Annotated in this window: 20 protein-coding genes and 1 pseudogene; 11 read left to right on the top strand and 10 right to left on the bottom strand. The window is 71.2% G+C overall.

Features of this window, described 5'->3' with window-relative positions; genetic code table 11:
* Positions 1 to 98: 98 nt before the first annotated feature.
* Complete coding sequence (locus tag IE272_RS21715) at positions 99 to 599, top strand: GNAT family N-acetyltransferase (protein ID WP_050361167.1); 501 nt, start codon at positions 99 to 101, stop codon at positions 597 to 599.
* 50 nt (positions 600 to 649) lie between these two features.
* The gene (locus tag IE272_RS21710) at positions 650 to 1,153 is read left to right on the top strand and encodes a MarR family winged helix-turn-helix transcriptional regulator (protein ID WP_050361166.1); all 504 of its coding nucleotides are present in this window, start codon (positions 650 to 652) and stop codon (positions 1,151 to 1,153) included.
* Positions 1,154 to 1,313: 160 nt separating this feature from the next.
* Here the strand turns inward: IE272_RS21710 and IE272_RS21705 are convergent, their stop codons facing one another.
* Complete coding sequence (locus IE272_RS21705) at positions 1,314 to 2,591, bottom strand: MFS transporter (protein ID WP_190007576.1); 1,278 nt, start codon at positions 2,589 to 2,591, stop codon at positions 1,314 to 1,316.
* Positions 2,592 to 2,680: 89 nt separating this feature from the next.
* Here IE272_RS21705 and IE272_RS21700 point away from each other — a divergent pair, with 89 nt between their 5' ends.
* Both IE272_RS21700 and IE272_RS21695 read left to right on the top strand, forming a co-directional pair.
* On the top strand, positions 2,681 to 3,661 hold the full coding sequence (locus IE272_RS21700) for an ArsR/SmtB family transcription factor (protein ID WP_050361164.1): 981 nt from the start codon (positions 2,681 to 2,683) through the stop codon (positions 3,659 to 3,661).
* Positions 3,662 to 3,808: 147 nt separating this feature from the next.
* A complete protein-coding gene (locus tag IE272_RS21695; RefSeq protein WP_050361163.1) occupies positions 3,809 to 4,393 on the top strand; it encodes a DinB family protein in 585 nt (194 codons plus the stop codon).
* An 89-nt stretch (positions 4,394 to 4,482) separates the two neighbouring features.
* Here IE272_RS21695 and IE272_RS21690 read toward each other — a convergent pair whose 3' ends face one another.
* The gene (locus IE272_RS21690) at positions 4,483 to 5,379 is read right to left on the bottom strand and encodes an EamA family transporter (RefSeq protein WP_229897371.1); all 897 of its coding nucleotides are present in this window, start codon (positions 5,377 to 5,379) and stop codon (positions 4,483 to 4,485) included.
* Positions 5,380 to 5,471: 92 nt separating this feature from the next.
* On the opposite strand from IE272_RS21690, the gene IE272_RS21685 reads away from it, so the two are divergent.
* Both IE272_RS21685 and IE272_RS38755 read left to right on the top strand, forming a co-directional pair.
* Positions 5,472 to 6,095, top strand: coding sequence for a TetR/AcrR family transcriptional regulator (locus tag IE272_RS21685; RefSeq protein ID WP_050361162.1), 624 nt, complete (start codon positions 5,472 to 5,474; stop codon positions 6,093 to 6,095).
* A gap of 33 nt (positions 6,096 to 6,128) precedes the next feature.
* Positions 6,129 to 6,221 (top strand): annotated as a pseudogene (locus IE272_RS38755) (GNAT family N-acetyltransferase); the annotation flags it as partial.
* 130 nt (positions 6,222 to 6,351) lie between these two features.
* On the opposite strand, the gene IE272_RS38750 reads toward IE272_RS38755, so the two are convergent.
* The 4 genes from IE272_RS38750 to IE272_RS21660 all read right to left on the bottom strand — a co-directional run bounded on the left by IE272_RS38750 (position 6,352) and on the right by IE272_RS21660 (position 10,310).
* Positions 6,352 to 6,909 carry a YrhB domain-containing protein gene (locus IE272_RS38750; protein WP_308433867.1) on the bottom strand — a complete coding sequence of 186 codons (558 nt, stop codon included), beginning with the start codon at positions 6,907 to 6,909 and terminating at the stop codon, positions 6,352 to 6,354.
* Positions 6,910 to 7,653, bottom strand: coding sequence for a toxin glutamine deamidase domain-containing protein (locus IE272_RS21670; protein ID WP_190007574.1), 744 nt, complete (start codon positions 7,651 to 7,653; stop codon positions 6,910 to 6,912). It abuts the gene before it with no gap.
* 629 nt (positions 7,654 to 8,282) lie between these two features.
* Positions 8,283 to 9,536, bottom strand: a complete 1,254-nt coding sequence (locus IE272_RS21665) for a MarR family transcriptional regulator (protein ID WP_373304184.1) — start codon at positions 9,534 to 9,536, stop codon at positions 8,283 to 8,285.
* Positions 9,537 to 9,932: 396 nt separating this feature from the next.
* Positions 9,933 to 10,310, bottom strand: coding sequence for a hypothetical protein (locus IE272_RS21660; protein ID WP_098892152.1), 378 nt, complete (start codon positions 10,308 to 10,310; stop codon positions 9,933 to 9,935).
* Between the two features lie 194 nt (positions 10,311 to 10,504).
* Here IE272_RS21660 and IE272_RS21655 point away from each other — a divergent pair, with 194 nt between their 5' ends.
* Together IE272_RS21655 and IE272_RS21650 are read left to right on the top strand one after the other, a co-directional pair.
* Positions 10,505 to 11,308 carry an alpha/beta fold hydrolase gene (locus IE272_RS21655; protein WP_190007572.1) on the top strand — a complete coding sequence of 268 codons (804 nt, stop codon included), beginning with the start codon at positions 10,505 to 10,507 and terminating at the stop codon, positions 11,306 to 11,308.
* A 266-nt stretch (positions 11,309 to 11,574) separates the two neighbouring features.
* Positions 11,575 to 11,988 carry a hypothetical protein gene (locus IE272_RS21650; protein WP_229897366.1) on the top strand — a complete coding sequence of 138 codons (414 nt, stop codon included), beginning with the start codon at positions 11,575 to 11,577 and terminating at the stop codon, positions 11,986 to 11,988.
* A 61-nt stretch (positions 11,989 to 12,049) separates the two neighbouring features.
* Here the strand turns inward: IE272_RS21650 and IE272_RS21645 are convergent, their stop codons facing one another.
* Positions 12,050 to 13,594, bottom strand: a complete 1,545-nt coding sequence (locus tag IE272_RS21645; RefSeq protein WP_190007570.1) for a glycosyltransferase family 39 protein — start codon at positions 13,592 to 13,594, stop codon at positions 12,050 to 12,052.
* Between the two features lie 170 nt (positions 13,595 to 13,764).
* Positions 13,765 to 14,418: a helix-turn-helix domain-containing protein gene (locus tag IE272_RS21640; RefSeq protein WP_229897365.1), complete on the bottom strand. Its 654-nt coding sequence runs from the start codon at positions 14,416 to 14,418 to the stop codon at positions 13,765 to 13,767.
* Between the two features lie 118 nt (positions 14,419 to 14,536).
* Here IE272_RS21640 and IE272_RS21635 point away from each other — a divergent pair, with 118 nt between their 5' ends.
* Positions 14,537 to 15,202, top strand: coding sequence for a class I SAM-dependent methyltransferase (locus IE272_RS21635; RefSeq protein ID WP_050361157.1), 666 nt, complete (start codon positions 14,537 to 14,539; stop codon positions 15,200 to 15,202).
* 67 nt (positions 15,203 to 15,269) lie between these two features.
* Positions 15,270 to 15,857, top strand: coding sequence for a hypothetical protein (locus IE272_RS21630; protein WP_056701416.1), 588 nt, complete (start codon positions 15,270 to 15,272; stop codon positions 15,855 to 15,857).
* Positions 15,858 to 15,950: 93 nt separating this feature from the next.
* Here the strand turns inward: IE272_RS21630 and IE272_RS21625 are convergent, their stop codons facing one another.
* Positions 15,951 to 17,054: a citrate synthase 2 gene (locus IE272_RS21625; protein ID WP_050361155.1), complete on the bottom strand. Its 1,104-nt coding sequence runs from the start codon at positions 17,052 to 17,054 to the stop codon at positions 15,951 to 15,953.
* Between the two features lie 386 nt (positions 17,055 to 17,440).
* On the opposite strand from IE272_RS21625, the gene pdxH reads away from it, so the two are divergent.
* Positions 17,441 to 18,091, top strand: a complete 651-nt coding sequence (gene pdxH / locus IE272_RS21620; RefSeq protein ID WP_050361154.1) for a pyridoxamine 5'-phosphate oxidase — start codon at positions 17,441 to 17,443, stop codon at positions 18,089 to 18,091.
* Between the two features lie 293 nt (positions 18,092 to 18,384).
* Here the strand turns inward: pdxH and IE272_RS21615 are convergent, their stop codons facing one another.
* Positions 18,385 to 19,770, bottom strand: coding sequence for a phytase (locus IE272_RS21615; protein ID WP_190007568.1), 1,386 nt, complete (start codon positions 19,768 to 19,770; stop codon positions 18,385 to 18,387).
* Positions 19,771 to 19,888 lie beyond the last annotated feature (118 nt).

The raw sequence follows: 19,888 nt of genomic DNA, 5'->3' as shown, positions 1-19,888 counted from the left end.
GCCAGGGCGGCGATCTCCGCCCGGAGCATCAGGCGTGCATCGGACGTGCTCCTTGGGGCTCGTGCGGAGCGTGGTTTCCGCCATGTGATGCTGGGGTCATGACTGATCACGGCGAGGTCGTCGTCGTCCGCTGGCCGGGCCAGGCCCTTCCGGTCGATGACAGCGTGGCGGCGTTGCTGGCTGCCTACCATCTGCGGACGGAGGCCGAGAAGGGCGAGTCGGTTGCCGATGTGGACGGGTTGCCGGATCGCTACCGGGCGGAAATCACCGACCCTCGGACCGCCTTCGCCGGTGATGTCGTGCTGGTGGCTCTCCTGGGGGACGCCGCTGCCGGGTGTCTGGTGGTGACCTCTCCGGTCGACGGGCAGTCGGAGATCAAGAGGCTGTGGACCGACCCCGAGTTCCGTGGCCGGGGCATTGCGTCCGCCTTGCTCGACGCCGCCCTCGCTCATGCCGCGGAAAACGGCGTCGCCACCGTTCGGCTCTCGGTATGGGAATGGCGGACCGGGGCCATCGCCCTGTACGAACGACTCGGCTTCACCGTCACCCGGCCATGGGACGAGCGGGATCAACTGGTGTGCATGCAGCGTTCCGCATGAACGCCGCATGCCGATTGTCCGGCGCGCCGGGGGAACGTAGCGTCGCGATCATGGAGCCACTGATCGGAAACACCACCGACCAGGCGCCGGCGAACCCGGCTGCCACCGATGACATGCTGGCCACTCAGCCGATCGGCTACTGGAGCGGTCTGACCCATGCGGCCGTCACGCGGCATCTGCGTGACGCGATGGCCAGGATCGACGCCACGCAGCCGCAGTACTGGGTACTCAACCGTGTGAACGGCGGCCCCGCGGCACCGAGCCGCGAGGAGGTCGTTGCTCAGCTGACCCACCTCGCCGACGGGCCGCACGAGATCGCCAGGGTCGTCGACCAGTTGCTCCACCGTGAGTGGCTCAGGATCGATGACGGGCAGCGTCTGCACCTCACGGATGCCGGGGAGGCCGCCAGAGCGCGGCTCCGTGAGCTGGCGACCGAGGTACGCGCCGAAGTCCACGAGGGCATCAGCGACAAGGAGTACGTGGCCGCGCTCCAGGTGCTGCGCAAGATGGTGGCCAACATCGAGGGCGACGGGACTCCTGGCAAGCCGTTCTGATTTCACCGTGTGCGATTTGCGGCAGCAAGCACTTCTGACCCGCGGTGGCCGCACCCCGCTCAAGGCCGTCACCACGGCGGCCGGCGTCAGCGACGCCCCCCCGGCCCTCGCTAGCGACGCCTCGAACTTCATGCTGCTTCGGTCTCGTCGGAATGCGGCCTCATTCGCTGGAGACGACTCGGTTCGGGGCGAGGGCCGGGGAGGCGGGCGGGTGCCAGGTGAGGATCCAGCCGGCGGTGAGCACCGCCGCGCCGCCCGCCAGGGCGATCGCGCCGCCTGTTCCGATGACTGCGGCCACCGCGCCCAAGCAGACCGGTCCGACGCCCTGGAGCGTCATGCTGCCGGAGCCGAGCAAGCCGAAGGCCTGACCTCGGCCGTCCTGCGGCAGGGCGTCCAGGAACGGGCGTTGCAGGCCCAGGCCGTAGGCGTATCCGAGGCCGCTGAGCAGCAGCAGACAGGACGAGACGCCCACCCCGGGCTCGGCGGCGAAGCCGATCAGCGGCAGCCCCGCCAGCGCGACCAACGGGACCACCAGTCGCTCCCGGGCGGGGGGCCGCAGGAATCGACCCACCAGCAGGTCGCCGACCAGCATGCCGACCGGCAGACAGCCCATCAGAACCGCGTACCAGCCGGCCGCGAATCGGCGTTCTCCCGCATAGGCGACGATGAGGCCTTCCGCGCCCGCTACGAGCGCGACGGGCAGCCACTGGGCCAGCATCAGCCGTCGCACCGTGCGTCCGCGCAGCAGCAGGCCCGCACCCTGCAGGCTTGCGCGGACGGCCCCGCCGTCGCTCCCGGCGCTGCTGGGCGTGCCGCCGAACTCCCCCGGCTGCAACCGGGGGAGCCGGATGCGGATGGCAAGCGCGCAGCCGAGGTAGAGGACGGCACTGACCGCGAGCGCCCGGCGCGGGCCGAGTGCCGCGACGGCCGCGCCTCCCAGCGCCAGACCGAACAGTTGCGCGCCGGCGCCGGCGATGTTGTTCAGCGAACGGCCCAGTACGTAGGCGTCACCCTCCAACGACTGAGCGACCAGCCGACTCGACGCGCCGTGGAACACCGGTGTGGCGAGAGAGACCAGCGCCACGACACCGAGGCTCGCCGCGACCGGCATCCGCACCAGGGCGAGCAGCAGGGCGGTGGCGCACGTCAAGGCGTAGCCGCCGGTGATGAGCGCGCGGGGCGGCAGCCGGTCGGCCAGGGAGCCCAGCAACAGCGAACCGAACAGCTGCGGGATGAAGCCGATGCCGAAGGCCACCGCGCTCAGCAGCGCGGAGCCGGTGGACGAGAAGACCAGAACCGAGAACGTGGTGATCCGCAGCGCGTCCGCGGTGATCGCGACGGCGCGGGTCGAGAAGAGCAGCCGGAATCGCGGCTCGGCCAGCACCACCCGGTAGGTGGCACGGTGGCTGACCTGCGCGGTTTCGGCGGTTGGGGGCATGACGCCCAGCCTTGCCGTGCGCCCACGTCGCTCACCAATGATTCGTCGCTGGACGAATCCGAACAGGCATCGCGCGGTAGCCTGGCCGGGTGCTGCGCTTCGAAGTCTCGGTCGAGGACCTGCTGCGCAGCCGTTTCGCACTGTCGCCCGCGCTGGACCTCTGCTTGCTGCTGCGCTCGCTCGTCGGGCAGGACCGGCCGCTGCCGCGAGCGTGGGCGGCCCGGCTCCTGCCGGCCTTTGAACGGCTTCGCCGTGAGACCGAACTGAACGCCGTCCTCGCCCTGCACACCACGCGCGGCGGCGGACCGAACTTCGTCGCCCCGCCCCCGCGCGGCCTCAACCAGACCTGGGCGGACGACCTGGCGGTGATCCGGGCCACACCGCTGGAAGCGGCCCGCCGCGAAATCGCCGCCAACGCGACCGGCCCGTCCGCCCGTGATCCCCGCGTACGAGCGGTGCTGGACTCGCCGGACGCCGTCTCCAGGATCGCCGAGGCGATGGACCGGGCGTGGCACGAGCTGCTTGCCGCGGACTGGCCGCAGCTGCGGGCGATCTGTGAGCGCGACGTCGTGCACCGGGTGGGTGTGATCGGCGAATACGGCTGGGCCGCGACCATCGAGAGCCTGCACCCGGGCGTCGCCTGGCGTGCCGGCGGTATCGAGATCGGCTTCTTCCGGGGCGGAACGGTCCGCCTCACCGGCGACGGGCTGCTGCTGATCCCTTCGACCATCGTCGGGCACATCGCCGCCCACATGGAAGACCCCTGGCCCCGGACCTTGGTCTACCGTGCCCGCGGCACCGCCGCCCTGTGGGACGAACAGGAGACCGTCCCCCGACCGGACGCGCTGACCGCTCTGGTCGGCCGGGCCCGGGCCCGGCTGCTGTTGGCCCTGGACGCCCCGGCCAGCACCAGCCACCTCGCCCGAAGCCTCGCCATGGCACCCGGCGCGGTGGGAGACCACCTCGCCATCCTGCGGGGCGCGGGGCTGCTCGTCCGCGCCCGGTCCGGTCGATCGGTGCTCTACCGGCGTACCCCGCTCGGGGAGGCGCTGGTCGGCGGTTCGGGCTGAGGGTTCGGACCGGCACGGTTCTTTCGAGCGAGCTACTTGCAGCGGTCGGGGCGGCGACGATGGCCCGGTCCCGGCCCTCTTCCACTCGTCCTCGGGCCACGTACGGGATCTTGAAACCCTGAGCAGGCCGTGGCAGGCTCATGCCCCATGATCGATGAATTTGCGAAAGATAATCTGCGCGGTCGGCTGCGGCGAGACCGTGAGGCGCTGCTCTGGAAGCTCGACGGCCTGTCCGAATACGACGCACGCCGACCTCTGACGGCGACCGGGACCAACCTTCTCGGCCTGGTCAAACACGTGGCCACCGTCGAGGCCAGGTACTTCGGCGAGGTCTTCGACCGCCCTTCCCCGGAGCCGCTGCCCCGGTGGCAGGACTCCGACGGCAGCGATCAGTGGGCGGCCGAGGGCGAGACCCGCGATCAGATCGTCGGCTTCTACCGGCGCACGTGGGAACACTCGGACGCGACGATCGACGAGCTTCCGGTCGACGCCCCCGGCCACGTGCCGTGGTGGCCGGAGCCTTATACCGACACGAACCTGTTCGCCGTTCTGGTCCATGTCCTCGGCGAGACCGTCCGGCATACCGGGCACGCCGACATCCTGCGCGAGGGCCTCGACGGCCGGACCGGGTTGCGCCCCGAACACGAGCAGCAGATCGATGAGGAAGCACGTGCGGCCTACTGCGCGAAGATCGAGCGGGCCGCGAGGGCGGCCGCACCGATCAAGGCTTAGACCGTGTCCTGCGCGGCTGTTCGTCGGTTCCGCCGGGCATGAGGAATGGCTGCTGGTGGGGTGCGACCGATGGTCATCCCGTCGCCGTGTCACGAGCGGCCCGTACTGCTCGGCATCGGCGAAACCGGGAGCCTTTCGGCACGCCAGGTCGCCACGGCACCGGCTGACACGATCAGCCCCATGCCGACGAGCACCGGTGCGGAGAGACTTTCGGCAAGGGCGAGGGCGCCGATCAGTGCACCCATCAGGGGGTCGAGGGAGAACAGCGTCGCGACCACTTTGGCGCCGGCCATCTTCACGGCCCGGAAATCCAGGGTGAAGGCGAGCGCCACCCCGACGACGCCGGAGACGGCGACCAGGCCCCAGTCGGATCCGTTGACGCTCGGTGCGGCGGGCAAGGAGAAGGGGAGGAGCAGCATCGCCGAGATACCGACCGACACGGCCAGTCCCTCCAACCCGGAGGACGCCCTGCCCACGCGCTGCGCGAAGACGGTGTAGCAGGCAAGGGCCAGCGCGGAGAGCAGTCCGAAGACGATTCCTGCCCACGCGACTGTCCCGCCGGGCTCCGTGACCAGGACCACGCCCACCAGGCCGACGGCCGGCAGAAGCGCTTCGCGCCAAGCGCGCGCCGAGGCGACCGCCACGACGAACGGCCCGAGGAACAGCAGCGTCGCCGCCACGCCGAGCGGGAGGCGGCCCACCGCACCGTAATAGGCCACGTTCATCACGGCCATCGCCGCGCCGTAGACGACCATGCCGGCCCATTCCTGCCCCGTGTGGCCATGGACCCTCGGACGCACCAGCACCATCAGGACGAGGGCGGCGCAGAGCTGCCGCAGCCCGGCGACGGCGGGGGCGCCCAGCCGGTCGAAGAGTGTCGAGGCGAGTGCTGCCGAGGCTTGCACGCTCAGGCAACTGACGAGGACCAGGCCCGCACCGAGAAACGCTCGGCTGCGGGCAGGTCCCGCACCGGTCAGGTCGTTCATGTGCGCACCTCCGGTCGGAGGCGGAAGGCGCCCGACCCTCCCCACCTCACTGAAACGACCGTTTCACTGTAACGCTCGTTATGATGGAGTGCATGGACCAGGACACCGCTGCGGCCATGGCCAGACCGTCCGCCAGGGACCGCTTGCTGGACGCGGCCGACGAGCTCTTCTCCCGGGACGGCATCGCCCGCACCAGCGTCGATCAGGTGTTGCACCACGCCCACGTCGCTCCCGGCACGCTCTACGCGCACTTCGGGGGAAAGGACGGCTTGATCGCAGCCGCGCTGCACCGGCGTCTGGACCGCTGGGAACAGGTATGGCAGGAAGCCGTGGACGCCGCGGCCACACCCGCCGAGAAGCTCCTGGCCCTGTTCGACGCGGTCTCCGCCTACCGCGACCGGTACACCCCGGGCCGCGGGTGCGCCTTCCTCGCGACCGGCACGGAACTGCCCGACCCCGACCACCCCGTCCACGCCGTGATCGAGGCGGAGTCCACACTCCTCGTCACACGGCTGAACCAGCTGGCGGAAACCGTCACCACCGAGGATCCCGCCGCCCTGGCGGGCAACGTACTGCTCGTGTACGACGGAGCCATGGCCGGCCTCCAGCGAGGACGGACGCCGGACCCTCTCGGCCACGGCAAGACGCTGGCGAGATGCCTGATCCAGAACGCGATCGAGACCGAACAGGCCCGCGTCTGCCGGGCCGGCTTGTGAAGCCATTTGTAGGAGCAGAGCGCGGCGGCGAGGCGGGGGAAGGCACATGCCCTGTACGAACGCCTCGGCTTCACCGTCACCCGGTCATGGGACGAGCGGGATCAACTGGTGTGCATGCAGCGCGCCGGAAGGCGCCGGTGTCGGAATGGTGGGCAGCGCCGACACCTCGGTGGCCATGGGCCGGGGCGCCTACGGGCAGCGGCAGGTGGAGCAGGCCCTTTGGAGCGGGCCGGCTCCACCTGGACCGGCTGCGGCCTCAGCGGTACCGAATCACGTGCAACGCGTGGACTCCGGTCGGGTCGAACGACACGGGTTCCTCGGACGAGCCGTCGAGGAGCAGCACTCCGGTCGTTGTGGTGAGTCCGTTGACCAGCCATCCCACGGCCTCGCGGCCCCGGCCGTCCGTGCGACGGATCCAGATCAAAGCACGTGACCCGGCCGGGAAGGACGACAGTTCGTCGACTGCCGATGACCACTCCTGATGGCTCGACGTCGACAGGACGGGTCCGAGCTCGGCGAGCGTCGGTTCGAACCATGAGGCGCGGCCGGGCGGGGGCGGCGGTGGGAACGTCCCCGTGCCGGGATGTCCTCCGGCGTCCCAGTGGGCCAGCCAGTTCCAGGGGTCCGAGTTCGGCCGACCGAACGGCTCGGCGGCGTCCTTGGGGACGACCAGCGTCGCATCGAGCATGGTGTCCTGCCAGCGCCCGTCGCGCAGATGCCGCCGGGCGTCGCAGGAGAAAACCCAGCCCCGCCGGGTCTCGTCGCCGACGGTGGGCCCGACCAGCTCGGCCTCACCTCCGTATGTGTTCTCCAGTCAGAGTCGGGCCTTGGCCACCGCCGCCTCGAAGTCGTGAGCCTCCTGCTCCCAGGGCCGGCGCGGAGCCCTCAGCGCCTCCGGCAGGGCCCGGACGAGGACCAGCTCGCGTACATGGTCGGTTTCCAGCCGGGCGAGGGAGGACGTCAGGCTGTCGAGGAAGACGACCTGTCCCTGGTGGTTGTGCGCGTACACCAGATTGCCCGTGGCTTCCTGGCCGCCGAGTTCGCGGCGTATCCACACCAAGCCCCGAGTGTCGGGCCCCGGCTCCGCGACGGCCTTCACGACCTCGTCCCAACTGCTCGCGCTCACCCGCTCGAACTCGGGGAAGTACCGGCGGGTCAGCCTGCTCCACCAGCCGGGAGCCTCGTCCGAAGGCTGCCAGGCGAGCGCTGTGGAAGGGCTCTTGCCGATCGCCGAGTGCAGGGCCACGACAGCGCCACGAGCGTTGATCCTGCGCCCCTGGTTCTGGGCCCGGGCGACGGCTGCCTCGTACGACGTGGCCTGTTCCAGATCCGCGAGGGGTGCGCTCGGCGCGGGATGGAAGGAGGGGCTGCCGTCCTTGGGCACGACGACCGAGGACGCCAGCATCGGGGTGTTCGGGAACCCGGGCTGCTGCACGGTCCGGCAGGCCATGAGCCAGGCCGTGGCCGACTCGGCCACAGGGTGGGGCGCCACCAGTTGCGCGAGCCCGCGATAGGTGTGGGCGAGCCAGGCGGCGGCCTGGTGGTCGGGGCGGAGCATGCTACTGCCCTTTCGTGGGCGGCCAGTTGCCCGAGGCTTGGAGGGCCATGTATTCCGCCGAAGCCGGGAAGGTGGGAGCGAGATGAGCGGCTGATCCGTCGTGTGGGACGACCATCAAGGGGGAGAATGGGGCCTTGGTGAAATCACCCTTCGATGTGTTCCTTGAGGTCGTAACAGACGGTCCAGCCATAGGTGAATTCAACAGCTCCGGGAGCATAACGCCGACCAACTCGGAAGGATCCTTCTTGAATCCGTCCACTGCGGCCTGGATGCTCCGCTCCGGATGTGCCGCTGTGGACACCAGCCCGGACAGTGTCATATTGACGTTCTGGGCGTACTCGGCAGGGTGGGTGAGGTTGTAGGGGGCGAGGGGGTTGAGGCCGCCGGGACCGTGCTCGGCGGCATCGGAGCCTCAGATCGCCCGGACGCTGAGTGCGCGGGGGAGGCGTTTGCCGAGGTTCCCGACTCGCCGGATTCACTTACAGGGCCGACTATTTCGGCATACTCTGCAAGTCTCGACTTCGGAATGCTGGCTCGTGGCTGTTCGCCTGCCCGGCCCTCGTACTCAGACATGACTCACATCATCACATCTGCAATCTGGACAGCACAACGTACAGCTGTAACCGCCCTCAAGGGGCCTTGAGCAGGTCGCGGAGGTTGGCGATGTACGCCCCGATGTCGCGGGCGTCGGCGGGTACCTCGGCGGTGCTGACCGGGGACCCGGCCGACCCCGGGTGGTGGGCGGCGCGGCAGGGGCGGCAGAGCCCGTCGGGGAGGGCCTCGGGGCGTCCGGGGGCGCCACAGTCGGTGCACTCCACCAGGACGCGGCGGGCGGGTGCGCCGGGCGGGGCCTGCTCGGCGGGCAGCCGGGGCGGGATCTTGTCGGCGAGGCGACGGCGGACGAAGCCGAGAGGGCTGTCGACCTTGGCGGGGAGCCCTGCGGAGAGGGCGGCGGTCAGGTAGTCGGCGTCGACACCCCTGGCGAACCATTCCGCCGCCTGCGCCTCCAGCGCGGCGCAGTCGTCGGCGGACAACCCCAGGCGTTGGTCCGTGCGGCCGAGTCGGGCCAGGGCGAGGTAGGCGGGGGAGCGGGGGGCCGTCAGGTTCACCGGAACCGTCAGGTCCGTCGGGCCCGCCAGACCTGTCAGCCCCATCGGACCCGCCGGCCACGCCAGATCCGTCAGGTCCGTCGGTGACTCCGCCGCAGCAGTGCCCCGGGCCGGGCCCGGCGCGGGTGCCGTGTCCGGGGGGTCGGCCGGAGTGCGTTGGTGCGGTACGGAAATGGGGGCCGGGACCTCCGCAGGCTCTACGGCCCCTGGGGCGGTGTCCGCGCGAGGTGCCTCCGGTGATGCCGGTGCGGCTTCTCCCCGAAGCCGCTCCGGCGGCGCGGGAGGCGGCGGCCCCTCGGCCGGGACCCAGGGAGGCGGAGGGGCGGTGGTGGAGGTGGCCGCTACTCCCGGTGCGGGTGTGGCGGCCCGGGCGTCCTCGGCGGCGAGATAGGTGTTCCACCACTCGTTGTCGCGGGCGGTGCGGGACCAGAAGGTGCGGAACGCCCAGCGGGTCGTCTCGCCCGCGCCGACGGCGCACCGGACGCGCCGCAGGTGTCCGGCGACGGAGAGGGCGGTCAGCGCGGTGGAGATGGCTTGCTGCCCGTAGAGCGGGAGTTGCTTGGCCAGCGTCTTCACGCTCATGGCCGCACCCTCGGGGAGGTGGTCGACGAACCCGGCGACATAGCGCTCACGGGTCGGCAGGAGCGCGAAGTCGTTTCGCGTACGCGCCTGTTGATCGGGTGCGGAGCGCTTGCCGTAGCCGGGCTTGGCCATCGGGTACGCGGGGGAGCGTGCGGGGGTGGGCAGGGCGGAGCTAGGGTGCTGGGTAGCCACGGGATCGACCTTTCTTCGATCGTGTGGTGAGACCCCGGCCTGGTGCTCCTACACACCGCGTCGGGGTCGCTTGGTTCTCGCACCGTAAGCAGTGCGAATGCTCCGCTGCAAGCCGCCGCGAATAGTCATACTTGCTGGCCGCTACGGGGGTGGGGAGGTCGGGGAGGTTTTCCCAACCCCCTTCTTCTACCTACCGGTTAAAGAAGAAGCTCGGGTCCCGGGTCCCGTATCCCGGTGCCCAAAACTCTGGCCCCGAGCTTCGGGCCGGGGCGTGGATGGAGTACGCCCGAATGAGTGAATGGGCTCTACCGAATCTCGGGCCTCGAATCGCGGGTCTCGGGTCCTGGGTCTCGGATCCCGAGCTTCGAAAGCCGAGTCACCCCGGTGCAGACACTCTCAGCAGAAGATGAGCTCGACTTCCTTCTCCAAGCAGTACTTCACGACGGTGACCAGTTGGCGCACGTCGTCGACGCGTCGCTCATGGACGGGTTCTCCGCCCTCGTGTTGCTGGTCGGTGATCGCTTCGAGCCTGGGCAGTATGGCCGCGCATTGAGCGAGCGTGAGGGAGCCTTCGTCGTCCGGATGGTCGAGCAGCGGTGCCAGCGTGGTGGAGACGCTGCTCCACGTGCGGTCTCCACCGAAGCCGTTCATCTCCGCAAGAGTGAAACCCTCTGCCCGGGCCAGCCACTCCCTGAACATGTCGAAGCCGGTGTAGGACCAGGAGACGTCCGGGCTGGTCACGTCGTCGTCGCCGGGGGAGAGCATGAGCCCCATCCTGTTCCTCCTTGCTGGTCCGATGCTCAGGATCGGTCTCAAGGGGCGTGCACACAACTGAGGTGACTTAACCGAGGCCCGAGCCCCGAGGCTTCTGGTGCCCGCGCAACGTCCAGCCGGGGGCGGTGGAGGTGCGCCGAGGCCCGGTGGCTACTCTCGTCTCTCCGTCGGCCCGGGGTGAAGGGAAGCAGACTGTGCGAAGCGCCGCCGTGACACCCGAGGGCAGCCGGATCCGCTGGGTCGAGCTGCCGGGACAGGAGCCGTCGCGCGTCTACGTCCACGGTCTGGGCGCCACGTCACCGGCCTACTTCGCGGAGGTTGCTGTGCATCCTCTGCTCGCCGGACGTCGATCGCTGCTGATCGACTTGCTCGGACACGGCATCAGTGACCGGCCGACGGACTTCGACTACACCCTGGAATCCCACGCCGACGCCCTCGCCGCAGCCCTGACCAACGCGGGTGTCACGGGCGCCGAGCTGATCGCGCACAGCATGGGGGGCTCGGCGGCTGTCGTCCTGGCCGTCCGACACCCCCAACTGGTCTCCCGCCTGGTCCTGGTCGACGCCAACCTCGACCCGATCCCGCCTTCACCCGGCTCCGCGGGCAGCAGCGGCATCGCCGCGTACTCCGAGGAGGAGTTCCTGGCGGGCGGCTGGCAGGAGATCCGGGACCGGGCCGGGTCCCACTGGTGGTCCACGATGCGCCTGGCGGGCCGGGAAGCTCTGCACCGCAGCGCGGTCCACCTCACCCGAGGCACTGCCCCCACCATGCGTGAGCATCTGCTGGACCTGAAGATCCCCCGCACCTACCTGCTGCCCGAGGCCGACGGCCCGCTCCCGGGCACCGACGCGCTCATCGAGGCCGGGGTGTCCGTGGTCCCGGTCCCGGACTGCGGGCACAACATCATGCTGGACAACCCGGAAGGCTTCGCCCGCGCCACCGCAGCGGCGCTCGCGGACCACGATCAGCAGGAGCGCCGCCCAAGCTGCCCGCAGTGAGCCGGCATCGGCGGGGACAAGCCCAGGGCTCCCAAGGCCAGGGGGCCGACGGCGGCAATCCGTATGCTCGGCCCATGAGAGAGCCTCATCCCGTCGAGCTGGCCGGGACGTTTCTCACCAAGAGCGATGACCGTTGGCGCGACAACCGTTGGTACGGGCGGTTCCGGTTGCGTTTTCCTCAAGTGTCGCCGTGGCCCGACCTGTACACAACGTCCGTTCGCGTACGTCCGGGATGGCGGCCTCTGGTCGAGGAGACGCTCTCGGCCGTGGCCACCGAGCTGCCCAGGCAGAGGACCTGGCCGGTCCATCTGCTCAACCAGGCGGTCGATGGGGGGATATGGGAGTTCGGCTTGGGGCCACCGGAGGCCGACTACCTCTGCCTGGAGCAGTTGCCGGACGTCTGCTACATCGACATGCGCGACCTTTACCGGCTCATCGACCTTCTGGCACCGGCCTTGGAGGACGCGCACTTCTTCGTCCACTCGATGGGCGACGGCCTTGACCAGTGGGTCGACGAGGCACGCATCCACGACGGGCGGAGCAGTTTCGCGCGGTGGGCCGTCGAGGGCGAGGCCTGGGCCGAGTTCCCCTTGCTGTGCGCGGAACTCGGCGACAGTCGCGCCGGGGACGAGGCCTTCGGTCGTTTCGCCACGTTGGTGGGTGATCGGCGAGTCGGTTGATCGGCAGAGCGAGGGCCGTGGGCGGAGGGCCCCTGGTGGAGCCGAGGTGGAGCCGGGGCGGTCATGGGACGCGCTCCAGCAGCAACAGCTGGACATTCGCGAAGCCGAGGGTGCGTAAGGTGCGGAACTCCTGCCGCAGCAGCCGCGACTTTTGCTCCTCCATGCCGGAGAGCGGGTTGTCACCCCGACCGGCGGAGACGAGCCAGATCCTCCGGTGTCCAGCGGCGCAGCGACGGGGATCCGGGCACTCGCCGGCTTCGTAGTCGGCGCGCTGCTGTGGGGTGTCGTGCAGGAAGACGTCCCTGGGCCTGGGGTCGTTGCGCAGTTCGTAGTCCAGGGCGCGGCGAGGCTTGCGGCGGTGGGTGTAGGCGATGCCGTCGCCTGGGCGCTGGTCCACGAAGACCGCGGTGGCGACGGAGTGGTAGTCCGGCTCGCGGGGAGTGTTGCGCGTGATGTCGCTCCGGCTGAACGGGGCTGACGCCGCAACGGCAACGACCAGCGTGACGGCGATGCCACGGGCCATGGTGGCCCGGCCGGCGAGTCGGTGGATGCCGATGGTCGCCAGCAGGATCCAGGCCGGGACGGTGAACAGCAGATAGCGGTCGAGAAAGAGATGCAGCCAGCGGACCGTCGCCAGGGTGAGCAGGAACGGCACCAGCGCCCACAGCGCGAGTGGCGTGAATTGCGTCCGCGGGCGGGGATCGGGGCCCGGCCCTGTGCGCTGCCTCCCCCGTCCCACCATGGCGAGCACCATGGCCGCGCCTCCGAGCACGACGGCGGTTGCCACCGGGGACCGGAAGAGCATGTACGGCATGGCGGCGACGTCGTTCCAGGCCGGTGTGTTCCAGGCGATCTGCTGAGCCTGATCGCGGGCGAGGACGACCAACGGCACCACGAGCGCCAGCCCACCGCCCGCCGCGATCAACCACGCACGCACGACGTGTCGCCCGCACCGGCGTCGTGCACGCAGCACGGTGGCTAGGTGGGCGACCAGCACGGTCAGGGCCACCAGGTGGGACCAGCCCACGAGCGGGACGGTCACGCCGTACAGCACCCACCGTCGCGGCTCCGGCCGCTCCAGCGCACGCAGCAGCGCGAGGAAGCTCATCAGCGCCGCCACCATGGCGAAGGCGTACGGCCGCGCCTCCTGTCCGTACCGTGTGACGGTGGGGACGAGCGCGAAGATCAGGCCGGCGAACAGGCCACCCCGGGTGCTGCCGACGGCCCGTCGGCCGAGGAGTCCGACCAGTCCGCCCGCCACGGCCATGGCGAGCGCGGACGGCAGCCGCAGGGCAGTGGGAGAGTCGCCGAACACCGATACCCACAGATGCATGAACACGTAGTACGGCGCCAGCGCCAGGTCGACGTGCTGGGTGAGCTGGTACAGGTCTCCGAAGGAGAGCGATGCCGCCCACCAGGTGGCATGTTCGTCCCGCCAGGCGCTCCGGTCGCCCGCCCCCCACAAGCAACCGAGCAGCGTCACGAACGCGGGTGTGAGGAAGGCGGGAGCAGGTATCGGGATGACGCGGCGGACCAGGGAATCCGCAGCCGGATCGGCCGGCCGATCGCCGCCTTCCGCACCGACGACCGGCTTCGTGGTGGTCACAAGTCCCCTGCCCGGAGGCCGTTTTGGCGCCATCGATACGGCTCGCTACGGGCGGAACCCTAGCGCAGCCGTCGCAGGCTCCTTGCCCCCGGCGTCCGGCCCGGACCAGGGCCTGTACGGGGCGTGGCAACAGGGCGAACATCGCCTCGTCGAGGCGTACGGCTGTCGCCTCATGCGGCCCCGTCGCCCGGTCCGCGCGCGGGCCCCTGGCGAGCCCTCAGGTGGGCCCGCTCGCCCTGGTGGCCGAAGAGGACGAGGAGTTCCACCGTCCGGTGGTCGTCGGGGCCGAGCCAGTGCGGCACGTGGGTGTCGAACTCGGCCGCCTCGCCCGGCTTCAGGACCAGCGTCCGTTCGCCCAGGATCAGCCGGAGCCGCCCGGCCAGCACGTACAGCCACTCGAAGCCCTCGTGGGTCCGCAGGATCGGCTCGGTGTCCGGGCCCGGCGGGATCAGCAACTTGTGGGCCTGGACGCCGCCGGGGCGGCTGAGCGGTACGTAGGTGAGGCCGTCGCGGGTGACCGGGCGGAGGTGGATGCGCGGGTCGCCCGTGCGGGGCGCGCCCACCAGTTCGTCCAGCGGTACCGCGTGGACCTCCGCCAGCGGCAGCAGCAACTCCAGCGTCGGCTTGCGCGTGCCGCCCTCCAGGCGGGACAGGGTGCTCTCGTTGATCCCGGTCCGCTCGGCCAGCTCGGCGAGTGTCATCCCGTGTCTGCGCCGCAGTTCGCGAAGTCGGGGACCCACCGCGGCCAGCACGCCGTCCTTGATGTTCTTGGACGGCTGTCCTGCTGTGTCTTCTTCGCCCGCCGTGTCTGCCGTGTCTGCCATGCCTGCCAGGTTGCCGAAACGGCATGGGAGCTTGCAAGGGTGGCAGGCCGCAGCGCACCTTCCTGTCCAGCGGGGTGCTCATCCGGAGCGGCCTCCACGGGCATGAAAGGGAACAGCCATGAGCAGCGACACCACCGGCGCAGGCGGCGTCACCGACTCCGCCGCCTTCTGGGAGAACCACTACGCCGGCGTCGACGCGCAGTGGGGCACCCGTCCCAACGCCGTCCTCGCCGAGGCCGTCACCGCCCTGGCCCCCGCGCCGGGCGGCGGCGGACGGGCGCTGGACCTGGGCTGCGGGCACGGCGGCGACGCCCTCTGGCTCGCCTCGCTCGGCTGGGACGTCACCGCCGTCGACGTCTCGGCGACCGCCCTGGGCCGGGTCGCCGCCGGAGCCGCCGCGGCCGGGCTGACCGACCGCGTCCACCCGGGCCGGCACGATCTGGCCCGGTCCTTCCCCGACGGGACCTTCGGTCTGGTGACCGCCAGCTATTTCCACACCCCTGTGGAGATTCCCCGCGAGCAGGTGCTCCGGCGGGCCGCCGAGGCCGTCGCCCCCGGCGGCCTGCTCGTGCTGGTCGAGCACGCCTCACTCGCCCCCTGGTCCTGGCGGGACGGCCACGAGGACGTACGCTTCCCCGCCCCCGACGACGTACTCGCGTCCCTGCGGCTCGGCGACGGATGGCGGACCGAGCTGTGCCACGCGCCCCGGCGGACCGCCACCGGGCCCGGCGGCGAGACCGCGACCGTGACCGACAACGTCATCGCCGTTCGTCGCGCCGCCTGAATCCGGTGTGTCAGAGGGGGGTGGCAGAGTGGAGGCCATCGGAATCGAAGGTCGACGGGGGAGAGCCGTGGGGGATTACTTCCAGATCATCGTGGACCGCGATGTCACCGAGGCGGACGCCGCCCCGCTGGCCGCGCGCGTCGTCGGCTGGCTCGTGGCCGAGGGCGTCATCGGGCCCGAGCGCACCGAACCCGTCCTCGGCAAGGGGCCCGGATATCCGCCGGGACCGCGTATCCGGGAGGTCGTCGACAGCAGCGGCTGGGGCGAGCCGTGGCAGGGCGGGCCGCTCGACGTCGAAGTCACCCGCACCAGGTTCGACGCCGGGCAGTGGGCCGATCCGGCCTCGGCCGGGTGCCCGCGTTGCGAGCGGGACACCGAGTTCCACGACGAGACCTGGGAAGAGATACCCGGCGCTTGGGACCCCTTCTCCGAGGCGTTCACCGACTGGGAGGAGGGCGGCGAGGGCCTCGTGCGGTGCGCGCACTGCGACGCCTCGTCCCCGCTCGTCGACTGGACGGGAATGGGCGGCTGCTTCTCCTTCGGCAACCTCGGCTTCACCTTCTGGGGGTGGCCCGACCTCACCCCGGCCTTCCTCGCGGAGTTCGACCGTCGGCTGGGCGGTCACCGTACGGCCTTCGTGTCCGGGAAGCTGTGAGCCGGGAGCCCTGAGCCGGAAGCTCTGAGCCGGAAGCTCTGAGCCGGGAGCCCCGAGCCGGGCCGGGGCGTCGCCCCGGCCCCGTCGTCCGTCTCAGCCCGCGACGATGTCGGCGTACCCGTCGATCTCGCGCGGGTCCCGCGTCCCCGGGCCGATGTACGTCGCCGACGGGCGCACCAGGCGGCCCGTGCGCTTCTGCTCCAGGATGTGCGCCGACCAGCCCGCCGTACGGGCGCAGGTGAACATCGACGTGAACATGTGCGCCGGGACCTCCGCGAAGTCCAGCACGATCGCCGCCCAGAACTCCACGTTCGTCGCCAGGACGCGGTCCGGACGCCGTGCGTGCAGCTCCTCCAGTGCCGCCTTCTCCAGCGCCTCCGCCACCTCGAAGCGCGGGGCCGCCAGCTCGCGGGCCGTGCGGCGCAGGACGCGGGCGCGGGGGTCCTCGGCGCGGTAGACGCGGTGGCCGAAGCCCATCAGGCGCTCGCCCCGGTCCAGGGCCTGCTTCACATACGCGCTCGCGTCGCCCGTACGCTCGATCTCCTCGATCATGCCGAGGACCCGGGACGGGGCGCCGCCGTGCAGCGGGCCCGACATCGCGCCCACCGCGCCGGACAGGGCGGCCGCGACGTCCGCGCCCGTCGAGGCGATGACCCGGGCCGTGAACGTCGAGGCGTTCATGCCGTGCTCGGCCGCCGACGTCCAGTACGCGTCGACCGCCTTCACATGCTTCGGGTCCGGCTCGCCGCGCCAGCGGATCATGAACCGCTCCACCACCGACTGCGCCTTGTCGATCTCGCTCTGCGGCACCATCGGCCGGCCCTGGCCGCGCGCCGACTGGGCGACGTACGACAGCGCCATCACGGCGGCCCGCGCCAGGTTGTCCCGGGCCGTCGCCTCGTCGATGTCCAGCAGCGGCTTCAGACCCCAGACGGGCGCCAGCATCGCCAGCGCCGACTGGACGTCGACCCGGATGTCACCGGAGTGCACCGGGATCGGGAACGGCTCGGCGGGCGGCAGTCCGGGATTGAACGCCCCGTCCACCAGCAGGCCCCACACGTTTCCGAACGAGACGTGGCCGACGAGATCCTCGATGTCGACCCCGCGGTAACGGAGCGAACCGCCTTCCTTGTCCGGTTCGGCGATCTCCGTTTCGAACGCGACGACTCCCTCAAGACCGGGTACGAAGTCGGACATCAGGCGGCTCCCTCAGTTCGGCGGGCGGCGTGCTGTGGTCGGCGCGGCCGTGGCGACGCGGAGCAGGTGTATCAAGGCCGCTGTGTACAAAGGCCGCTGCTGTGCGAAGGACACAGGGGCCTGCCCCAAGATATTGGCGGGTTCCCACGGAGCGGGGAAGCGTGACATCCGGCACAGGGCTCCATTTCGACGACGCGTGGTTACGGTCCCTCCCTGCCGGGCACACTGGGCCGCTGCGGCAGGATGGGCCCGTGCCCACACCAGATCACTCCGTGCCGACTCCGGATCATGCTGTGCCCGCACCGGATCACGCCGCCCATCAGGCTCCTTCCGCCGGGCCCTCCCGTAAGCCCTCCCCCATCGATTCCACCACCGATCCGGCGGCGATGCGCGAGCAGTACCGCTCGGAGGACTTCACCGAGCGTGACCTCAGCCCCGATCCGATGGACCAGTTCGCCCACTGGTTCCGCCAGGTCGCCGCCGGCGGGGTGCTGCACGAGCCCAACGCGATGATCGTCTCCACCGCCGCCCCGGACGGCCGCCCGTCCTCGCGCACGGTGCTCCTCAAGCAGTACGACGACCGGGGCTTCGTCTTCTTCACGAACTACGAGTCCCGCAAGGGCCGCGAGCTGGCCGCCAACCCGTACGTCTCGCTGCTGTTCCCCTGGCACCCGCTGGCCCGCCAGGTCATCGTCACCGGCACCGCCCTCCGCACCTCCCGCGAGGAGACCGTGGGCTACTTCCGCACCCGCCCGCACGGCTCCCAGCTCGGCGCGTGGGCCAGCGCCCAGTCCACCGTCGTCGGCTCCCGCGAGGAGCTGATCCGCCGGTACGAGGAGCTGGCCGCCCGCTACCCCGAGGGCGAGAAGGTCCCGGCGCCGCCGCACTGGGGAGGCTTCCGGGTGGTGCCCGAGACGATCGAGTTCTGGCAGGGGCACGAGAACCGGCTGCACGACCGGCTGCGGTACGTGAGGGAGGACGGCGAGGGCGGTGGGCCGGGCGCCGGAAAGTGGCGGGTGGAGCGGCTCTGCCCGTGATCCGCACGCGGGATGCCGTGAGGGCGTGCGAGAGGCCGTGCGGGGCCGGGAAACGCAGAAACCCGCAGGCTCTGGATCCTCCGTGCACAGAGGAGCCGGCCGGACTTACCGGCGAGCCTGCGGGTCGGTGACTGCTTGGGATTGGCCGGCGTCCGGCCTGCACTGCAGAAAGAGTGCGACGACGGGCGTCAGCCCGCAGTCACCTCACGAGTCCGAGAAGAAATCACTTCTTGAACACCTCCTTTCCTGTGTGCCCACAGACTAGGAGCGTCCCGGATCGCGCTTCAACCGATTTATTCGGTGACTTTTTCCGTGCCGGTCTTTCCACCGGCGCCGGTGAGGCCCAGCGCGCCCCGGACCTTCCGCAGATCGACGAACTTGAAGCCGGTGGCCTCCCGTCCGTCCTGCGCCGGGGTGGCGCTGCCGTCCTGGACGACGAGCAGGCCGCCCGGGTACCGGCTGCCGAGCGGTTCGGATCGCACCGCCGCGCCGTCGCAGACCTCGGACCCGTCCAGCGTCGCCGAGGCCGCCGTCACCCGGAAGCCGCCCGCGTACACGGGGACGGCCCGGTTCTCGCGGCCGGTCCGGCGGGCGTACGCGGCGAAGGTGTCGTCGCCCTGGCTGGAGGCCAGCAGATACCGGTCGCCGTTCCGCTCGCGGAGCAGGGTCAGCCCCTCCACGTCGGCCGAGACACGGGTGCCGCCGAAGCCCGGGTCCTTCCCGGGGGCGCACTCCTCGCTCTCCTCGTCGTACGTCCCCGGCACGCCGTACTCGCGGACCTTGTCGACCAGCACCGGCTTCCCCCGCAGGTCGGCGGGCATCCGCCAGATGCCCACGTCCTCCTGGCCGGCGTAGAGCGTGCCGTCGGCCGGGTCGACCACCATCCCCTCGACCTGGGGCAGCTCGCCCGGCTCGCCGCAGGGCGACCAGGACGTGCCGTCGGGCAGCCGGAACGCGGAGGGCAGGTCGAGGCTCCGGACCTTGCGGTAGGTGACGGTGCCGGACCGGGTCGGGAGCAGCTCCAGCAGCGCGACCGAGGTGCGGTTGCGCCGGCTGGCCAGGGCGTACGAACGGCCGCTGCGGCGGTCCGTCCAGGTGGCCAGGCCGTACGCCGTCGCCTGCTCGTCGACCTCGTCCTGGTCGGCGGAGAACACCCGGGGCGCCGCCGGGTCGGTGACGTCGGTCAGCGGGCCGCCCGGCCGGGACGGGTCGATGCGGTGGATACGCAGCCGGTCGTGGCCCCGGTCGGAGGTGACGGCCAGGTCCGCCGTCCCGCCCGGGGACAGCCGCAGTCCCTGCACCAGGTCGACGTTGTTGAAGCGGCCCGGGGCGTGGTCGGGGCCGGGCGCGGCGGGCGCGGGCAGCGACTGCACCAGGCGGGCGTCCAGGTCGTAGACGCGCAGGCCGCCCTCCTTGGCGGTGGCGATCACCAGGCTGTGGTCCGGGTCGGCGATATTGCGCCAGATCGCGGGGTCGTCCGCATTGGCGTTGCCGCCCTCCTCGTCGTCGTACAGCGTGGCGGTCTCGGTGCGCGGGGTGACGGCGGGGAGCGTTCGGGGGCCGTCCTGCCGGGCGGCGGGCGCGGCGGGCGCGGGGGCGGCGGCGACGAGTGTCGCGAGCGCGGCGCAGACGGCGAGCGTGGCCGCCGCCGTCGGGCGGGCGGTGCGGAAGGGCGTCACGGAGGAGCTCCTTGCGGTCGAGGGTCGGAGGAGCGGAGCGGGTGAGCGGGGCCGTGCAGGGCGGAGCGGGTCCGAGAGCGGCCCGGGGCCGGGACGGGGCCCAGGCGCGCGGAGGCGT

Source organism: Streptomyces anulatus, from assembly GCF_014650675.1.
In the GTDB taxonomy this organism is placed as follows: domain Bacteria; phylum Actinomycetota; class Actinomycetes; order Streptomycetales; family Streptomycetaceae; genus Streptomyces; species Streptomyces anulatus.
This window is presented reverse-complemented; position numbering and strand designations above follow the sequence as displayed.